Genomic DNA, 18,572 nt, shown 5'->3' on the forward strand with positions numbered 1-18,572 from the left:
CCCCGTCACGCCAGCCGGCGGAACACGGGCCGCACCGGCCGCCCGCCCAGCCACGGGGCGGGGTCGCCGGCGTCCAGCGCCTTCCGGTACACGGCACACGCCTGGGCCACCACGTCGACGGTGTGGTCGATGTCGGCGTCGTCGAGCGCGCTGCTCACCACGAACGAGGGGGCGAGCACCCCGCCCGCGAGGAGCCGGCGCAGGAACAGGGTGCGGTACCGCTGCGACGGCTGCCGGTGCTCATCGAGAGTGGCGAAGACCAGGTTGCTGGCCCGGCCCCGGAGGACGAGGTGGTCACCGACGCCCATCGCGGCCGCGGCGTCACGGACACCGGCGGCCAGCCGCTCGCCGAGGGCGTGCAGCCGCGCGCTGATGCCCTCCTCGACGTAGGTGGCCTGTACGGCCATCGCGGCGGCCAGCGAGTGCGTCTCGGCGCCGTGCGTGGTGGACAGCAGGAACACCCGCTCGCGGGAGTGGCGCAGCCCGCCCCGCTCCATCAGCTCGCGACGCCCCGCCAGCGCGGAGACGGCGAACCCGTTGCCCAGCGCCTTGCCGAACGTGGAGAGGTCGGGGACGACGCCGTACAGGCCCTGGGCGCCCGCCTCGGACCACCGGAAGCCAGTGATCATCTCGTCGAAGACGAGCACGCAGCCGTGCCGGTCGGCCAGCTCGCGCAGGCCCTTGAGATAACCGGCCGGAGGCTCGGTGTGGGTGGCGGGTTCCAGGATCAGGCAGGCGACCTCGCCCTGGTAGCGGCTGAGCAGTTCCTCCGTGGCGGCCAGGTCCCCGTACGGGAACGCCACGGTCAGCTCGGTGGTCGCCGCCGGAATGCCGGCGGGCATCGGCGTGGTGCCGATGAACCAGTCGTCGACGGAGAAGAACGGATGGTCGGCGCAGACGGCCACCCGCGGGCGCCCGGTGACGGCGCGGGCCAGGCGCACCGCGGCGGTGGTGGCGTCGGAGCCGTTCTTCGCGAACTTCACCATCTCGGCGGTCGGTACCGTGGCCAGGAAGCGTTCCGCGGCCTCGACCTCCACGATGGACGGCCGGACGAAGTTGCTGCCGCGGTCGAGTTCCCGCCGTACCGCCTCGGTCACCCGCGGGTGGGCGTGGCCGAGGCTGACCGACCGCAGGCCGGAGCCGTACTCGACGTAGCGGTTGCCGTCGATGTCCCACACGTGGGCGCCGCGGCCGTGGCTGATGACCGGGGCCAGGTCCTCGGGGTACTGGTCGTCGCCCTTGGCGTAGGTGTGCGCGCCGCCGGGGACCATGGCGTGCAGCCGCTCGTTGGCCAGCCGCGACCGGGTCAGGTGGAGCTCTTCGGTGTTCATGCCGACCTCACTTCTCGTTCCGGCGGAGGACTTCGGCGAGGCTCGGTGCCTCCCGGTCCCGCTTCGACATGAGGGTCACCGGCAGCGGCCAGGGAATGGCGAGCTCCGGGTCGTCGAAGGCGATCGTCACGTCCTCGGCCGGATCGTGCGGGCGGTCGATCCGGTACGAGGTGTCGGCGGTTGCGGTCAGCGCCTGGAAGCCGTGCGCGCATCCCGCCGGGACGTACAGGGTCGCCTGCGTGTCGCCGGACAGCTCGAAGGAGGCGACGTTGCGGTACGTCGGCGAGTCCGGCCGCAGGTCCACGACGACGTCGAAGATCTTCCCGTACGAGCACCGCACCAGCTTGGCCTCGCCGGCGCCGGAGCGCAGGTGCAGGCCGCGCAGCACGCCGCGGGCCGAGCGGGACAGGCTGTCCTGGACGAAGGCGTCCGGGGCGAGGCCCACCGAGCGGACCACGTCGGCGTCGAAGGTGCGGCAGAAGAAACCGCGCTCGTCGGCGTACGGGGTCGGCTCGAAGAGGAAGGCGCCCCGGACCGCCGGGACTTCGGTCGCTTTCATGGTGTCTCCTGCCGGGCGGTGGCCTTGAACAGGACCCTGGTCAAGGTGGTGAACTGGTGGGCCAGTTGCTGCGCGGCGTCCGCGTTCCGCTCGGTGAGGGTCCGCCGTAGCTCCGCCGATCGCTTCTCCAGCTCCCGGAACTGTCCCAGCAGCCGGTCGGCGTCGACCTCCCGGGCCGGATGGCAGTACGCGCCGAGGCCCATGCTCGCCATGAGCGCGTCGCTCTTCGCCGCGTAACTGAGCGCGAGCGTGGGCGTACCGGCCTTCAGCGCGCAGATCAGGTTGTGGTAGCGGGTGGCCACCACGGCGTCGGCGGCCGCGGCCTCCCTCATCAGGTCGGCGAGGGAGGCCGCGCCGGCGGCGGTGACCAGTGGCGAGTCCACCGCTTCGACGATCGCGGCGGCCACCGGCCCGTCGCACGCGTCGCCGGTCAGCAGCCGGACCCGCCTGCCCTCCGCGACCAGCGCCCGCACGAACCGGGTCGTCCCGTCGAGGTAGCGCCGGTGGATCTCCTCGGCCCGGGCCCGGTCGTCGTTGCCGCCGTGGAAGTCCATGACGCCGACGCAGACCGTGCCCGACGGCGTGCCGGCGGGCGGCGTCGGCAGGGCGAAGGCGAGGTCCGGGTGGACCTCGTCGCGCGCGGTGTCCACCCCCATCGCCCGCATCGCGTCGCGGGACAGGGTGTCCCGGTACGACCGGTACGCGGCCAGCCGCGCCGACCACCGCACCAGGGCCCGGGTCGGCCGGTCACTGATCGCGTCCGCGCCCACGCCGACCAGCGCGACCCGGGTGCCGGTCAGCCGGCCGCTCGCGCAGAGCAGGAACAGTGAGTACGGGAAGCCCCACGGCCGCAGCGGCAGCGTGGCCTCCAGGACGCCCATGCCCGGCACGATCACCACGTCGTGCCGGCGCACCCAGGCGGCGGTGCGGCCGACGTCGACGAGTTTGCCCAGCCCCTTCGCCGCGACCGCGCCCGCGCGCGACGCGGTCCGGTACTCGCCGCGGTTCCAGTGCAGCCGCGTCGCGGGTATCCCGTACCGGGCCGTGACGACCTCGGGCCCGCCGCACAGCGCGTCCACGACCGCCTCCGGGTGTGCGGCGCGGAGGTGGCCGAGCACGGCTTCGAGCGATCCGTCGTTGCCGAGGTTGCCGGAACCGAGCAGGCCGAACACCCCCACCCGCACCGGGGTCACGCCTGCCTCCGCTCGCGGCCGGCCACCAGCGCGTCGACGGAGACGGCGAACCGGTCCGGATCGACCGGGGTACGGTCCTCCACCCGCTCGCCGGCGCCCGGCCGCACCCGGCTGGCCATCCACGCCGCCAGGTGACCGAAGCACGCGCGCCGGTCGGCCGAGGACAGCGGCGCCCGCCGGATCGCCGAGGCGAAGCCCAGGACGTACTCGGCGAGCAGCCGCGGCGTCGGGTGCAGGGGGCCCGCCCGACGCGGATCCAGGTTGACGCACCGCGCGCGCTTGGACGGGTTCGCCCGCTCGGCACGGGTGGGATGGTCGCGGCGGAAGTACAGCAGCTCCGGCACCTGGTGGAAGGGGCCGTGCAGGGCGATCTCGGCGACGAACGTGCGGTCCGCGTGGTGGTAACTGTCGTGCGGCTTCACCCGGCGCAGCACATCGGCCCGCAGCACCCCGTAGAAGTCGTCGCCACCGGGCTCGAACAGCAGGCTGCGGAAGCGCTCCGGCGCGTGCGGGGAGCCGGTGGCCAGCGTGTACGCGTACGGGACCTTGACCCGGCCGTCTTCGTCGACGACCGCCTGGTCGGCGTGCGCGAGGATCACGTCCGGCCGTTCGTCCAGCGCCTGGACGCAGCGCCGCAGCAGGTCCCGGGCGTACAGGTCGTCGTGCGAGGCCCACTTGAACAGCTCGCCGCGGCACTGGGTGAACACGTGGTTGTGGTTCGGCGCGGCCCCGATGTTCCGGGCCAGGCGGAGATAGCGGATGCGGGAGTCCCGCGCGGCGTACGTGCGGCAGATGTCCTCGGTCCCGTCGGTCGACGCGTTGTCCGAGATGACCAGCTCGAAGTCCTCGTAGGTCTGGCCGAGCAGGGCGTCGAGCGATTCGGCCAGGTACTCCTCGCCGTTGTACACGGGCAGGCCGATGCTCAGCCTGGGGTGGGCGGTCATGACGTCCTCACTTCACGGATGGTGTTCCGGTGGTGCTCGCGCAGGGCGGACCGCAGGTGCAGCCACCACACGGCCGAGCCGCTGACGGTCGCGGCGGCGACGCCCCAGGCCGAACCGGCGGTGCCGGCCACGGCCGCCCCGCCGAGCCCGCCGATGACGTAACAGGCGGAGGCGAACAGCTGGCTGCGCAGACTGAGCCGGGCCGCGCCGAGCGCGCGCAGCCCGGCCGCCGCGCCGGTGCCGAGCCCGGCGCCCGCGACGCCGAGCGTGACCGGCACGACGAGTTCCGAGGCGGCGCTCCAGACGCCGCCGAGCACGAGTTCGCCGAGCCGGTCGGGCACGAGGAGCAGCGCCCCGCCCCAGAGCAGCGCGGCGGCGGCCTGCCCGCCGCCCAGCAGGAGGCAGAACGCGCCGAGGCGGTGCGGGGCGCGCCGCAGCACGCGTGCCGCCTCCGCGACGGTGACGAGCGACAGCCCCATCAGCACCGCCATGAACGGGCCGAGCAGCAGCTCGGCACCGCGGATCACGCCCACGGCGCCGACCCCGACGATCGCCCCGAGCCCGTACGCCCGCAGCTGGCTCGCGCCGCTGTTGCTGACGTTCTCGACCAGGTACCGGTAGCCGAGGTCGCGGTGCGCGCGCAGCCACTCGCGCGCGCCGGTCACGTGGGGCCGGATCCCGGACTGGAAACAGCCGTACACCGCGGCCACCGCGGCGGACCCGCCCCAGGCGAGCACGAAAGCGGACACGCTCTCCCCGCCGCCCATGCGACCCGCCACCACCATGGCCGGGACCAACGCGACGCCCCACACCAGGTCGTTGACGAACGCCTTCCGCCCGGCGCCCGCGGCGAAGAACGCGAACCGCCACGCGTCCTGCAGCAGGAGCCCGGGCAGGACGACCCCGAGGCAGGCGAACGCGGGCCCCACGCGGCCGCCGACGCCGAGGCCGACCACCAGACACACCACGCCGAGAGCGGCACCGACGCCGAGCGCGGCGCCCGACGACCGGGTCACCGCCGCGCGCCAGGACGCGTGCGGCACTCCGCTGAAGCGCACCACCAGCGGGTCGGTGGCCAGGCCGCGGGAGACGTTGAGCACCACGCCGTAGGTCACCCAGGCGAGGCTGAACACGCCGAACGCGGTCACCCCCAGCGAGCGGGCCACGTAGACGCCCACCACGAAGTTGGACACGCTGGAGGCCGCCTGGTCGGCCAGCCCCCAGGACAGCCGCCCGACGAGGGCCCGCCTGGCGATCGCGGCCTTCGGCCTCGTCCTCTGCTCCCCGGTGGTCATCGGCGTCATGCCTTGATCAGTCCGGCGCCGTGCAGGGCGGCGGCCGCGGCGGCGACGGTGTCGAACGGCAGCCCGGACCGCTCGGCGACGTCCAGCAGGCCGTGCTCACCGTCGGAGAGGCTGAGCACCCACAGCATGGCCAGCTGGGCCTGTTTCGCGTCGCTGCGGCCGCCGAGCGAGTCGTACAGCCCGCGCCGGCCCAGCTGCGGTTCGCCGTAGGGGCTGAGGTTGACGTACCGCCGGTTGCGGTCCAGCAGGGCGAACGCCTCGCGGCAGACGGCCAGGGTGTCCGCCATCGCCTCCGGGGAGACGAAGTCCAGGTTGTCCGCCGAGGTGTGGTACTCGGGATAGCCCGCGTACGGGGTCCGGGTGAGCGAGCCCACGCCGAGGTCGAACCCGGGCGAGCAGTACTGCCGCTCGTCGTAGCCGTACGGGGTGAACTCGGTGACGCGGTGCGGGCGTCCGGAAGCACGCAGCACGTGCTGCAGCACCCGGTCGATCTCCGCGTCGCCGCGCCTGCTCCGCTTGTACGTCAACGGGCCCCGGTCGCCTGCGCAGGCCAGTACCAGCCCGTGCTTGACCTGGTCGATCCGCTGCGCGTTGCGGGCCAGCCAGGTGATCGCCCCGATGGTGCCGGGCGCGTAGATGAACCGGTAGGTGTAGTACGGCGTCTCCTCGGCGAGCGCCCGGGCCAGGAACGTCGCCACCGCGATGCCCGCCAGGTTGTCGTTGGCCAGCGACGGGTGGCAGACGTGGCAGGAGACGATCACCTCGTCGGGGACCTGCCCGGGGACGACGTGCTCGGCGTAGGTGAGGTGACCAGCCGCGAGTGTGGAGTCGATACGGACCTCGTACGCGCCCTCCGGCAGCGCGTCCAGGGTCTCCTGCGCCAGGCAGAACCCCCATTCCGGCCGGTAGTAGCTGGTGCGGTACGGCACCCAGCCCGGGTGCTCCGGCAGGGTGTGCAGGTGTGCGCGCAGCTCGGACAGCGGCATGGTCGCCGACACCGGCACGCTGTAGCCGAGGACGTGCAGGCTGGACGCGGCGAAGTCGACGACCCGCCGGCCGGCGCCGTCGGCGATGTACGCGTCCCGGATGTTCCACTCCTGCGGCACGGTCCAGTCGAGCACCTGCGTCCCCGTCGGCACCTCGTGCACCTGGAGCGGCACGTACTCGCCGACGATGTCCAAGGTGGCGCGCACACCGTCGCCGGTGATGCTCCGGCACAGCGGGTACAGCCGCTCCACCAGCGCGTACATCTCCTCGCCGGCCGCGGCGGCCGGCGCCGCCCCGGTCACCGGCGCCACCGCAGGGTCTCGTCGACGATGCCGGCGCCGGACGCGGCGCGCAGCACGGCGAGGCGGGTGAAGCGCTGCTCGAAGCCCTCCCGGGTCAGGCCGTACGCGCGGTACGCCTCGGCGAGTTCGACGGCGCCCTGCTTCACCGTCCACGCGCAGTCGAAGCCGGGCACCGCGGCACGGAACCGGGAGAAGTCCACCCGGTAGGAGCGCGGGTCGGCACCGGTCTCGCCGGTGATCACCACCTTGGAGCCGGACACCGCCTCGGCGACCTGCCCGGCGATCTCGGCGACCGTGACGTTGTTGACCTCGCTGCCGATGTTGAACGCCCGGTCGTGCACCGCTTCCCGCGGCGCGGTCAGCGCCGCAGTGAAGGCCTGCGCGATGTCGGCGGCGTGCACCAGCGGACGCCAGGGGGTGCCGTCGGAGAGCACCAGCACCTCGCCGGACAGCAGCGCATGCCCGACCAGGTTGTTCAGCACGATGTCGGCACGCAGCCGGGGGGAGTAGCCGAAGGCGGTGGCGTTGCGCATGGAGACCGGGCTGAAATCGCCGTCGGCCAGCGCGTGCAGGTCGTCCTCCACCCGCACCTTGGACTCCGCGTACGGCGTCACCGGGCGCAGCGGGGCGTCCTCGGTCACCAGGTCGTCGCCGCCGGCGGCGCCGTAGACCGAGCAGGTCGACGCGTACAGGAAACGCCGCACCCCGGCCTCGCGGGCCAGCCGGGCCAGCCGTACGGAGGCGTGGTGGTTGATGTCGTAGGTGAGCTGCGGCGCCAGCGACCCCAGCGGGTCGTTGGACAGCGCGGCCAGGTGGATCACGGCGTCCACCCCGGCCACGTGGTCCGCCGTGACGTCGCGCAGGTCCACCCGGTGCCCCGTGGGGTCCGCGGGCGCCGGGCCCAGCACACAGTCGGCGAACAGGCCGGCGTCCAGGCCGACCACCTCGTGCCCGGCGGCCGTGAGGACCGGGGCCATGACGGTGCCCAGGTAGCCCTGGTGCCCGGTGAGCAGTACGCGCAAGGTTCAATCCCCCAGAGTGAGAGTGCCGAGATCGAGCGTGAGTTTGGTGACGGCGAACGCCTCGGCGTAGCGCGCGTGGCATTCGATGCCGCGGATCCGCGCCAGCCCGAGGAAGGCCTCCCGGTCGTACCAGGGCCGGTGCCGCTGCGAGGGGTAGTGCTCCTGCAGCAGCCGCACCTTGTCCTCGGCGGTCTCCGGCGCCAGCGGCTGGTACGCCGACGGACGGCCGAGATCGCCGTCCCACTTGACGATCTCGTAACCGAGGACCAGGTGGTCGCGGAACGCGGTGGTCACCATCCGCGCCAGGCCGCGGTGGTCCTGGTGCGCGTCGTCGGTGCGCGGGGCCAGGATCAGGTCCGGGTCGGTCTGCGCGCGCAGCTCCTCCACCGCGGCCTTGGCCTCGTCCCACTGCGCCGGCAGCCGGCCGTCCGCCAGCTTCAGTACGGTCAGCCGCAGGTCGGCGCCCGGGCAGAAGGCGGCGAGCGCGGCCTGCTCCTCCTGCTCCCGCTCGCTGCCGCCGCCGGAGAGCACCAGCGCGTCGACACGGACACCCGGCCGCGCGTGGCACACCGTCAGCAGCGTGCCGCCGGCGCCGATGGCGATGTCGTCGCAGTGCGCGCCCACCGCGACGATCCGGTCCAGGCGTCCGGCGCTGAGCGGGATCATACGGTCCTCCCGCCGGCGTTCGCCGCCACGCCGTCCCGTTCCCACACGGCCCACGGGCGGTCACCGCGCGCGTAGGCGGCGTCGAGCGCGGCCCGCTCCTTCACCGTGTCGGTCGGCTTCCAGAAACCGCGGTGCCGGTACGCCATCAGCCGCCCCTGCTTGGCCAGTCGGGCGCACCCGTCGGCGACCAGGTCACCGTTCTCCGGAATGTGGTCGAAGACCTCCTGCCGGAGGACGAAATAGCCGCCGTTCTCCCACAGCGGCAGGTCGCTCACCGCGGTGATGCCGCCCACCATGCCGTTCTCGCCCAGCTCGACGCAGTGGAACGAGGACTGCGGCGGCACCACCGTCATCGACGCACCGGCGTCACTCCGGGCGAACCGGTCGATCATCTCCGGCAGCGGGGCGTCGGTGAGCACGTCGGCGTAGTTGGCCAGGAACATCTCGTCGCCGTCGAGATGGTGCCGCACCCGGCGCAGCCGCTCCCCGATCGGTGACTCGATGCCGGTCTGCACGAACGTGATCGTCCACGAGGCGATGTCGGTGGACAGCAGCTCGGCCTGCCCGTTGCGCAGCACGAAATCGTTGGACGCCGTCTCCTCGTAATGCAGGAAGAAGTCCTTGATGTGGTGCGCCCCGTAACCGAGGCACAGGATGAACTCCGTGTGCCCGAAGTGCGCGTAGTAGCGCATGACGTGCCAGATCAGCGGCCGTGGGCCGACCATCGCCATCGGCTTGGGGATGTCGTCGGAGGCTCCGGCGCGCATCCGCAGTCCGTAACCGCCGCAGAACAGTACGACCTTCATGCTGCGACCTCTTTCACGATGTGCCCTCGACCATGCTCAGTTCCGGAATGGGGAAGACCAGCCGGCCGCCCCAGTCGTGCACGAAGGACAGCTGCTCGGCCAGCTCGGCCCGCAGGTTCCAGGGGAGGACGAGTACGTAGTCCGGCCGGTCGGCGGCGATCCGCTCGGGCGGCAGGATCGGGATACGGGTGCCCGGGGTGAACCTGCCGTGCTTGTAAGGGTTGCGGTCGACGGTGTACGGCAGCAGGTCGGGCCGGATGCCGCAGTGGTTGAGCAGGGTGTTGCCCTTGCCGGGGGCGCCGTAGCCGACGACCGTCTCACCGCGCTCGGCCGCCTCGACGAGGAACCGCAGGAGGTCCCGGCGCACCTTGGCCACCCGGGCGGAGAACTCGGTGTACCCGGACAGCTCCTGAAGACCGGCGGCCTTCTCCCTGGCCAGCACGTCCGACACGCGCTGCGACGGCTCGCCCGCCACCTCGGCCGGCCGGGCCCACAGCCGGATGGAGCCGCCGTGCGTGGGCAGCAGCTCGACGTCGACGAGCGTGAGCCCGCCGCCGGCGAGGGCCCGGATCGCGGACGCGACCGTGTAGTACTGGAAGTGCTCGTGGTAGATCGTGTCGTACTGGTTCTCCTCGATCAGCGTCAGCAGGTGCTGCACCTCGACGGAGACCCAGCCGTCGTCGGCGACCAGGGCACGCAGCCCCTCGGTGAACCCGACCACGTCGGGGATGTGCGCGTACACGTTGTTCGCCACGACCAGGTCCGCCGGGCCGTGCTCGGCGCGGACGGCCGCGCCGGTGTCCGGCGACAGGAACGCGGTGAGCGTGGGCACGCCCGCGTCCCGTGCCGCCGCGCCGACGTTCACCGACGGCTCGATGCCCAGGCAGCGGATCCCGCGGTCCACCACGTGCTTCAGCAGGTACCCGTCGTTGCTCGCGACCTCGGCCACGAAGGCGTCCGGGCCGAGCCCCGCCCGCTCCACGGCGCCGGCCACGAAGGTACGGGCGTGCTCCACCCAGGAGGACGAGAAGGAGGAGAAGTACGCGTACTCCGTGAACGTCTCCTCCGGGGTGATCAGCGGCGGGAGCTGCGCGAGCCAGCAGTCGGTGCAGACCCGCAGGTGCAGCGGGTACGTCAGCTCCGGCTGGTCCAGTTGATCAGCGGCGAGAAAGCTCTCACACGGCGGCGTCGCCCCGAGGTCGACGACGCTCGCCATCGCTTCCGAGCCGCAGAGTCGGCATCGTGTCATGCACTGCCCCCCAATAGTTCCGTCCGACCCGCGATCGCGGTGCGGTACCCCTCCACCAGGCGCTCCAGCCCGACGGCCGGGCTGAAACCCTGCTCGTAACGGCGCCGGGCCGCCTGGCCCATCTCTTGGTTGCGGCCCGGATCGGCCGTGATCCGCCGCAGACAGGACGCGAGCGAGGCGGGCTCGCCCGGCTGGTGCAGCAGCCCGGTCACCCCGTCCTCGACGAGTTCGACGAAGGCGCCGTGCCCCGCGGCGACCGCCGGCACCCCGGCCGCCATCGCCTCCACGACCACCAGGCCGAACGCCTCCAGCCACGTCGAGGGCGCCACCACGGCGACCGACCGCGCGACGGCCTGCCGGCACTGCGCCGTGTCGTACAGGCCGGCGTACCGCACGTCCTCCCGGCCCGCCGCCCAGGCGGTCACCTCCGGCTCCAGCGGCCCCGCGCCGGCGATCACCAGCGGCACGCCCACCCCGCCGCCCGCGGCGATCTCGTCCCACGCGGCCATGAGCAGCCGTACGCCCTTGGTCTCCGCGAGCCGGCCGAGATAGAGCAGGTGCTCGCCGGTGCCCGCGCGGCGGGCGTCCGGCTCGGGCACGAAGTTGTGCTTCACCGCGAGCCGTCCGGCCGGCATACCGGCCCGCACCAGCACCTCGCGCTGTGCCCCGGAGATGCAGAAGAACCGCTCCACACCGGACCACCACCGCCGCCGGTTGACCGACAGGCTGACCGCGAGCGGCACCGTGGCCAGCCGGGAGTTCCGGTAGCAGCCGTGCCGGACGGCGGGCAGGGGCGTGGAGCCGACGCACTCGGTGCACGGCCGGCCGTCCCGCTGGAGCGTGCCGGGCGGGCAGATCTGGCCGTAGTTGTGCAGGGTGGCGACGGCAGGCACGCCGGCGTCGGCGCAGGCGGCCAGCACCGCGGGCGACAGGAGCGGGAAGACGTTGTGGATGTGCACCACGTCGGGGCGCACGGCGTGGAGCCGGGCGGCGAGTTCCGTACGGACCGCCGGGTTCCACGGCACCAGCAGCGGCACCGCGGCCTTGCCCGGCAGGGACCGGGCGGCGATGTCGTCGCTGCGCCGCTCGAACAGCTCGACCCGGTGGCCGGCCGCGCGCAGCAGCCCCACTTCCTGGTCGACGACCTTGTTCTCCCCGCTCGGCTGCGCCGAGGAGTAGCGGTTGTGCACCACGAGGATGTGCATGGTCGAGGTCACCTCCGGTCCTGTGCCCAGCGCGGGACACGTCGTCGAGGGGGCATGGGTGTCGTCGGAGGCGTGGCCGTGGCCGGTGCCGGTACCGCCAGCAGCGAGGCGGCCAGGGCCAGATGCAGCAGGTACGGCGAGGCGTCACCGAGCCCGGCCTCGGTGTACGAGGCGATCGCGCAGTAACTGATCAGGAAGATCGCGCAGGCCCTCGGCAGCGACGGCGGCCGCAGCAGGGCGACACCGCCCAGTACGAGGACGACCGCCGCCACCAGGGTGATGCCGGTCCAGCCCTGCTCGTGGTAGACGGCCAGCCAGCTGTTGTCGATCGGCAGCCCGCCGAACGACTTGTCGCCCAGCCCCGTGCCGAACAGCTGCTCCGCGGCCGTCCGGGGCGCCGCCAGCAGGGCGTCCCACACCGTGGCCCGGCCGGTGAGGCTGCTGAGACCCTCCTCGCTCTGGCCGCGCAGGAACCACGTCCGCAGCGCCGGGGCGAACCCCACCGCGGCCACCGCGGCGCACAGCACCGCCCAGGTGAAGAACCGGCGGGCGGCCGCGCTGGTCAGCAGGAGCGAGCCGATCGCCAGCGCCAGCCCGACGAGCAGGCCGAGCGTCGCCGTACGGGTATGGGTCAGCGCGAGCAGGACGAGTGACGGCACGACGACCACCGCCGCACTGGCCTTGTCGGTCCGGCGGCCCAGTACGAGCAGCACGGTCAGCCCGATGATCACTGCGGCGTACTGTCCGATCTGCGGCGGGGTGAGCGGCCACAGCGCGCCGACCAGCCGGCCGCCGTACAGCTCGGGCAGGGCCGCGCCCGGTGAGACGGCCAGGCCGGCGGCCACCGACCCGAGCACCGCGAAGTACATCCGGATGTGGCTCCGGACGAACGTCAGGCTGCCGTCCCACCAGCGGCTGAGCAGCCACAGCGTGCCGATGAAGAGCGCCAGCCGGGCGCAGCGGAACAGCGCGCCGAGCCCGGACTCCAGCTGCAGGCTGGAGAGCACGCTCGGCACCAGCAGCAGGGTGAGCAGGAACAGGAAGGCGCCGGGCCGGAAGCGCAGCCGGGGATTGAGCGCGAGCGCCAGCGTGAACGCGGCGGCCAGCGCGCCCATGGTGACGACCTGGATGAGGGAGCGGGGCAGCGGGACGATGGTCTTCGCGCCGGCGGAGCCGAGCGTGTTCAGGATCAGCAGTCCCCAGACGATCCCGACGGTCTTCGGCGTGCCGGCCGGGCGGTGCCCGGCGCCGGGCCGGGTGCCCGCCGGGTCCGCTCCGGCGGGCAGCCCACCGTGCCGCAGGTCCTGGCTCATCTCAACCACCGGCCCGTGGGTCGAGGGTGCTGCCCGCGTCCTGCCGGTACGGCGTGCCCTGCCACTCCCCGAAGTCGAGCACCCGGCTCGGGTCGTGGGCGACGAAGGTCCACGGTCCGACGTAGACGTTGTCGTGCCAGCGGTTGCGCTGCTTGAGGGTGACCGCGTCGGCCACCCGCTCGCCCTGGTACGGCGACCAGTCAGGGTAGGTGCCGTAATTGGCCAGCACCGCCATGCGGTCGCACTTGACCGTGCACTCGACGACGGACTTGTCCAGGACGAAGCGGTTGTCGTGGATGTCCACCCGCTGGGTCTTCCACCGGCAGTCGGCGTAGAGCGGGGCTTCGGCGATCGCCGGCCGCGCACAGCGGCGGGCGTCCCGTACCAGCAGCGTGCAGTCGCCGGACGAGGTGTTGGCCGGGCTGTTGCAGAACCGGTCGGCGTTCTCCCACAGGGTGATGCCGGACCAGTTGTTCTCCAGCACGTTCCGAGAAATCTCGATCTTGTCCGTGCGGGCCGCGACCCGCGGTTCGCCGCCCGACTCGGACAGGTAGACGGTCGCGAACGGGAAGGTGTCGCCGCGGTCGGCGTAGCTGCGGCCCTCGACCCAGTTGTTCCGCCGGATCGTGTTCCTCCGGATGACCGCGTTGTAGCTGGTCTCGTAGATCAGCGCGGCACCGTCGTTGGCCTCCAGCACGTTGTCCTCGATGCGGAAGTCGTTGTTGTTGGTGTCCGCCCACAGTCCGGTGCCGCGGTTGTCGTGCACCCAGTTGCCGCGTACGTCGGCGCCGTCCACGGCCCAGAACTTCACCCCGCCGGTGCAGCCGCAGCCCTCCTTGCGCCGCTCCCAGTCACCGGTGTTGTTGCCCACGATCTCGTTGCCCTCGACCACGAGGTCCTTGACGGTGCCGTTGTCCTTGTACGCGTTCAGGCCGTACTGGCCGTTGTCGCGCAGGCAGTTGTCGCGCACCCGCTGGCGGGCCCCGGCCATCAGGCCGGCGCCGGAGTTGTGCTGGATGGCCGTGTGTTCGATCACCCACCCGTCGGCCGAGTCGTGGTTGACCACGCCCTCGTCGTGCGGCGCGACGAACCCCTGCACGGTCAGGTAGCGGATGGTGACGTCACCGGCGGCACCGCTGAACGCGTACTGGTTCCGCTGTCGGCCGTCGAGCACCGCGCCCGGCGCACCGAGGTAGCGGTTCCCCTTCTTGGGGACGACCTGGGCGTACCGGTCCGGGTCGAGCCGGTGCTTGCCCGGGCGCAGCCAGAACGTGGTGCCCGCCGGGCTGCTCCTGGTCTTCGCGGCCAGGTCACCGACCACCGCGGGGTCGACCGGCACCGCGCCCGCCGGTGCTTTCGCCGGCCCGGTCGGGGGCTCGGCGCACACCCGGGCCACGGACCGGGCCCCGGACGTGGACGGCGCGACGGTCGGCCGCGCCCCGGCACCCGGCGCGCTCTCACAGCCGGTCACCGTCGGCAGAGCCAGGGCCAGCACTGCCGCCGGCCACACCCCGTTCCGCCACGTGATCCCCACGCGTCCCCCTAGCCGTGGAATCCGAGTACGGTGGTGAACCCCTGCGTGCCGTCGGCGAAACCGGTGCCGACCAGCGTGGTGCTGGGTTCCTTGCGCCCGAAGCCGGGGGAGTACCAGCCCAGCGGGGGGCCGGTCTCGCCACGGTGCGCCCGCCAGGTCAGCTCACCGGGCAGGTCGAGCACCGCGGAGCGCTCCTCGCCGTTCCGGGTCCAGGTGAGCGCCGCCCGGTTCCCCACCAGGTCCGCGCTGATCGCCGGGCCGAGATGGAACGCCAGCCGCACGGCCCGGCGCGGGCCGCGCACCTCGTCCACCACGCGCAGCTCCTGGCGCGCGGCGGTCAGCTCCACCCGGCGGCGGTGCACGGAGGGCTGGTAACCGTCGTGCTCGGCCCACCAGCGGGCCACCTCCCCGCCGGTCTCCGCGACCAGGACGCGGCTGCGGGCCTGCCGGGTCCACAGGAACGGACCGCCGGAGACGGACTGGTCGGCGCCGTCCAGTTCCAGGGTGTTGTGGCCGAGCGTCGACCGGAAGTACTGCCGCCACTCGGGCTGCCCGTGGTAGCAGAACGTCCCCGGGTCGGCGAGTACGTCGACCCCGTCGTGCCGGACCTCCACGGACAGCGCGTCCGCGTGGGCGTGCGCGGCGATGGACAGGAAGCCGTGTGGTCCACCGTCGCAGCGGCACCAGATCCCGCCCGGACCGCGCAGGACGGTCAGGCCCGCGTCCGCGAAATGCGCGGGGCGGCTCGCCCAGCGCGACACGGCCGGTGCCGACGCGACCTTCGCGTACGGCCGGACGAGCGCGGCCAGCAGTGGGGTGCGCACATCGGTGCCGGTCACCTCCGGCCACCAGGGGAGCCGGCCGAACACGGCGTCCCCGGTGGCCAGCAGCGAGGCCCAGCGGTCGGTGCCCGCACCGTCCAGCACCAGACCGTGACCGTCGTCCGCGTCCCCCTGGCGGGGTGGCCGCAGCCGGTCGTCCACGACGGCCGCGAGGGCGTCGGTCATCCGCAGCAGCACCAGGCGGACGGTCGCGGGGACCGGCACGCCGGCGGCGTCGGCCTCGGCCAGCGCGGCCAGGCCGAGCTCCAGCACGAGTCCGTGGTACTCGGTGGCCAGCTCGCGGTTGAGGCCGGAGTGGAAGGTGTTGCCGCGCAGGTTCCGCTCCAGCGACCGCAGCGCGTCGGCCCGCCAGCGTGCCGACGCGGGGAACCAGTCGAACGCGCAGGCCGCGGCGAACTGCCCGGCGGTCTCGGCGATGACGTGGTTGTTCGCCGACGACCCCCGGCTGGGGAAGGCGGCCAGCCAGCGCTGGTGGTACCAGACCTGGCGGACCGCCACCGGGTTGCCCTCGAACAGCCCGGCCGCGCCCGGCCAGCCGTCGAGCAGCCGGCGGATCCACACCCAGGACAGCAGCCGGATGCCCAGCTCGATGCCGCTGATCCAGTGCACGCCGTGCAGCGGCGGGTTGGCCGCCCACCACGACCGCAGGTGCCCGGCCACGCGCTCGGCGTACCGCTCGTCCCGGGTGACCGCGTAGGCGGCGGCGAGCACGGTGAGGTACTGGTGCCGGGACGGCTCCCAGATCTGCTTGATGTCCCCGGCCGCCTCCTCGTCCCGGTACGGCACGTCGAAGGCGTAACCCCCCGGCGCCCGGCGCCCGGTCTTCGGGTCGTACCACCAGTCCGGGCCGGTCAGGTCGTCGCGGACCACCCCGAAGTACTCGGCGTGCCCGGCCAGCAGCCGGTCCGCCGCGGCGACCAGACGTTCCGCGGCGTCCGGCGGTACCGTGGCGAGCGTCCCGGCGGGCAGCACGGCGGTGAACCGGGCGCCGGTCACGTCCGGGCAGTCCGGCAGCGCCGACCGCCACCGCCGTCGGCGCACCGTGTCGCCCACCCGGCCGCCGATCTCCCGCGGCCCCATCCGGGACAGCCGCCGCAGGTACCAGGCCGCACTCCCCGAGCTCACCGTCATCGGGGCCCTGCCAACGTCACCGGGGCGCCACTGGCCAGTCCGGTCCGCACGGCGAGCGTGGCCGCCGTGGTGGCGACCAGCGACTCCAGCGGCACCGGCATCGGCCCGCCGGTCCGCACGGCCCGGACGAACGCGGCCAATTCGGCTTCCTGGCCCTTGTCCCGGGCCTTGGGCAGCCGTGAACTGGTCCACCGCTTGCTGCCGTACACCGAGGCACGGACGAAGTCGTCGAGCCGCAGCGCCTTGCCGTCCGCGACCAGGTCCAGCGTCTCCTTGGGGAGACTGGCCGGGCCGGTGGTGACATAGCTGATGGTGGCGGTGGATCCGTCCGGGTAGCGCAGTACGGCCTGGAGGTCCTCGTTGCCGGAGGTGGCGACCGCGTACACCGACACGGGGTCCTCACCGAGCAGCCAGCTCGCCGTGTCGATGAAGTGCCCGCCCTCACCGGCGAACCGCGAGCCTTCGGTGCCCTGCCGCAGGTACCAGCTGCCGTGCTGCAGCCGGCCCGCGTTGACCAGGTAGCGCAGGCTCGCCGGGCCGCTGCGGGCGCCGAACCGCTGCCGGGCCTCGCGCAGCAGCGGCGCGAACCGGCGGTTGAAGCCCACCTGGATCCGGTCGTTGCCGGACTCCGTCACCGCCGCGAGCACGCCGGCCAGCTCGTCCTCGGTGAGGGCCAGCGGCTTCTCCACGAACACCGCCTTGCCGGCCAGCAGCGCCTTCCGGGTCAGTTCGGCGTGCGAACTGTGCCGGGTGACCACGAACACCGCGTCGACCGACGGGTCGCCGAGCACGGCGTCGAGGTCGGTGGTCGCCTGGGCGAAGCCGAACTTGCGCTGCGCGTTGGCCCCGGACAGCGCCGTCGTGGTGACCACCGTCGAGAGCGTGACGCCGTCGCGCCGTGCCAGGTGCGGCAGCAGCATCGACGTCGCATAGTTGCCCGCGCCGACGAACGCCAGCCGTACCGGCGTCCTGACGGCCCGGGCCGCACTCCGCCGCACGTGCGCCGCGGGCACGGCCACCACCGGGGCCGCGGCCTGGGCCGTCTGCCCGGGGTACCGGAACAGCACCGCGACGGCCTTCAACTCGCCGTCCTTCAGGCCCTGGTACGTCTTGACGGCGTCGTCGAAGTCGGCGATGTGGGAGATCAGGGGCTCCACGTCGACGCGGCCGCGGGCGACGAGTCCGAGGAAGCACGCCAGGTTACGGCGCTCGGTCCAGCGCACGTAGCCGATCGGGTAGTCCCGCCCCTCCAGCTCGTACTCCGGGTCGTAGCGCCCGGGCCCGTACGAGCGGGAGAACCGGACGTCGAGCTCCTTCTCGTAGTACGCGTTCCACGGCAGGTCCAGACGGCACTTGCCGATGTCGACCACCCGGCCGCGGTCCCGGCAGAGCCGGGCTGCCAGCTCCACGGGCTGGTTGCTGCCGCCACCGGCGGCCAGATACACCTGGTCCACGCCGTGGCCGCCGGTCAGCTCGGCGACGGCGGCCTCCACGGCCGCGGACGCGGGATCGCCGCACGCCGCGGCGCCCAGACGTTCGGCCAGCTCGCAGCGCGCCGGGTCGGGGTCGGCGCCGACGACGCGGACTCCCGAGGCGGCCAGCAGCTGCACCACCAGCTGCCCGATCAGCCCGAGGCCGATGACCAGCGCCACCTCGCCGAGCTGCGGCTCGCCCTGGCGGACGCCCTGCATCGCGATCGACCCGACCGTGCCGAAGGCCGCGTGCCGCGGCGCGAGACCGTCCGGCACCGGCGTGCAGAGGTTCTTCGGCACCCAGTTCAGCTCGGCGTGCAGCGCGTGCTCATTGCCGGCGCAGGCCACGAGGTCACCGACCGCCACATCGTCGATCCCGGCGCCGACCTGCTCGACCACCCCGCACAGCGAATAGCCCAGCGGCGTGTAGGAGTCCAGCTTGCCCATCACCTTGCGGTAGGTGGCCGGCACCCCGTTGGTGGCCACGCTCTGCATGACCTTGGCCACCTGATCGGGACGGGAGCGGGCCTTGCCCACCATCGACATGCCCGCCTCGGACACCTTCATGAGCTCGGTCCCGGTGGAGATCAGCGAGTAGGCGCTCCGCACCAGCACGCCGCCCGGCTTGCACCCCGGTACGGGCACGTCGAGCAGCGCCAGTTCGCCGCTCTTGTAGTTCTGCACAACCTGTTTCACCCGAGCTCCTCTTGTT

Annotated in this window: 15 protein-coding genes; all 15 read right to left on the reverse strand. The window is 73.2% G+C overall.

Annotated features, from left to right (window positions below; all coding sequences use genetic code 11):
• Positions 1-5: 5 nt before the first annotated feature.
• Genes AB0L45_RS34065 through AB0L45_RS34135 form a run of 15 tightly spaced genes read right to left on the reverse strand, consistent with a single transcriptional unit; the run spans position 6 to position 18,556 of the window.
• Positions 6-1,331, reverse strand: coding sequence for a glutamate-1-semialdehyde 2,1-aminomutase (locus AB0L45_RS34065; RefSeq protein ID WP_365846983.1), 1,326 nt, complete (start codon positions 1,329-1,331; stop codon positions 6-8).
• 7 nt (positions 1,332-1,338) lie between these two features.
• Entirely contained in the window at positions 1,339-1,890 is a 552-nt protein-coding gene (rfbC, locus tag AB0L45_RS34070) for a dTDP-4-dehydrorhamnose 3,5-epimerase (RefSeq protein ID WP_365846985.1), read from the reverse strand.
• On the reverse strand, positions 1,887-3,083 hold the full coding sequence (locus AB0L45_RS34075; RefSeq protein WP_365846987.1) for a polysaccharide pyruvyl transferase family protein: 1,197 nt from the start codon (positions 3,081-3,083) through the stop codon (positions 1,887-1,889). Before AB0L45_RS34075 ends, rfbC begins: the two co-directional genes overlap by 4 nt.
• On the reverse strand, positions 3,080-4,027 hold the full coding sequence (locus AB0L45_RS34080; protein WP_365846989.1) for a glycosyltransferase family 2 protein: 948 nt from the start codon (positions 4,025-4,027) through the stop codon (positions 3,080-3,082). The genes AB0L45_RS34075 and AB0L45_RS34080 overlap by 4 nt, the downstream gene beginning before the upstream one ends.
• Positions 4,024-5,331 carry a hypothetical protein gene (locus AB0L45_RS34085; RefSeq protein WP_365846991.1) on the reverse strand — a complete coding sequence of 436 codons (1,308 nt, stop codon included), beginning with the start codon at positions 5,329-5,331 and terminating at the stop codon, positions 4,024-4,026. Before AB0L45_RS34085 ends, AB0L45_RS34080 begins: the two co-directional genes overlap by 4 nt.
• Positions 5,328-6,581: a DUF4910 domain-containing protein gene (locus AB0L45_RS34090; RefSeq protein ID WP_365847042.1), complete on the reverse strand. Its 1,254-nt coding sequence runs from the start codon at positions 6,579-6,581 to the stop codon at positions 5,328-5,330. Before AB0L45_RS34090 ends, AB0L45_RS34085 begins: the two co-directional genes overlap by 4 nt.
• A gap of 35 nt (positions 6,582-6,616) precedes the next feature.
• Entirely contained in the window at positions 6,617-7,642 is a 1,026-nt protein-coding gene (locus tag AB0L45_RS34095; RefSeq protein WP_365846993.1) for an SDR family oxidoreductase, read from the reverse strand.
• Between the two features lie 3 nt (positions 7,643-7,645).
• A complete protein-coding gene (locus AB0L45_RS34100; RefSeq protein WP_365846995.1) occupies positions 7,646-8,308 on the reverse strand; it encodes a PIG-L deacetylase family protein in 663 nt (220 codons plus the stop codon).
• Positions 8,305-9,114 carry a glucose-1-phosphate cytidylyltransferase gene (locus AB0L45_RS34105; RefSeq protein ID WP_365846997.1) on the reverse strand — a complete coding sequence of 270 codons (810 nt, stop codon included), beginning with the start codon at positions 9,112-9,114 and terminating at the stop codon, positions 8,305-8,307. The genes AB0L45_RS34100 and AB0L45_RS34105 overlap by 4 nt, the downstream gene beginning before the upstream one ends.
• Positions 9,115-9,127: 13 nt before the next feature.
• The gene (locus AB0L45_RS34110; RefSeq protein ID WP_365846999.1) at positions 9,128-10,363 is read right to left on the reverse strand and encodes a class I SAM-dependent methyltransferase; all 1,236 of its coding nucleotides are present in this window, start codon (positions 10,361-10,363) and stop codon (positions 9,128-9,130) included.
• On the reverse strand, positions 10,360-11,568 hold the full coding sequence (locus AB0L45_RS34115) for a glycosyltransferase (protein ID WP_365847044.1): 1,209 nt from the start codon (positions 11,566-11,568) through the stop codon (positions 10,360-10,362). The genes AB0L45_RS34110 and AB0L45_RS34115 overlap by 4 nt, the downstream gene beginning before the upstream one ends.
• 8 nt (positions 11,569-11,576) lie before the next feature.
• Positions 11,577-12,881 carry an O-antigen ligase domain-containing protein gene (locus AB0L45_RS34120; RefSeq protein ID WP_365847001.1) on the reverse strand — a complete coding sequence of 435 codons (1,305 nt, stop codon included), beginning with the start codon at positions 12,879-12,881 and terminating at the stop codon, positions 11,577-11,579.
• 1 nt (position 12,882) lies between these two features.
• Positions 12,883-14,415, reverse strand: a complete 1,533-nt coding sequence (locus AB0L45_RS34125; RefSeq protein ID WP_365847003.1) for a right-handed parallel beta-helix repeat-containing protein — start codon at positions 14,413-14,415, stop codon at positions 12,883-12,885.
• Between the two features lie 8 nt (positions 14,416-14,423).
• Complete coding sequence (locus AB0L45_RS34130; protein ID WP_365847005.1) at positions 14,424-16,388, reverse strand: alginate lyase family protein; 1,965 nt, start codon at positions 16,386-16,388, stop codon at positions 14,424-14,426.
• On the reverse strand, positions 16,385-18,556 hold the full coding sequence (locus tag AB0L45_RS34135; protein WP_365847007.1) for a bi-domain-containing oxidoreductase: 2,172 nt from the start codon (positions 18,554-18,556) through the stop codon (positions 16,385-16,387). The genes AB0L45_RS34130 and AB0L45_RS34135 overlap by 4 nt, the downstream gene beginning before the upstream one ends.
• Positions 18,557-18,572: the final 16 nt, after the last annotated feature.

The organism is Streptomyces sp. NPDC052496 (assembly GCF_040679095.1).
In the GTDB taxonomy this organism is placed as follows: Bacteria; Actinomycetota; Actinomycetes; order Streptomycetales; family Streptomycetaceae; genus Streptomyces.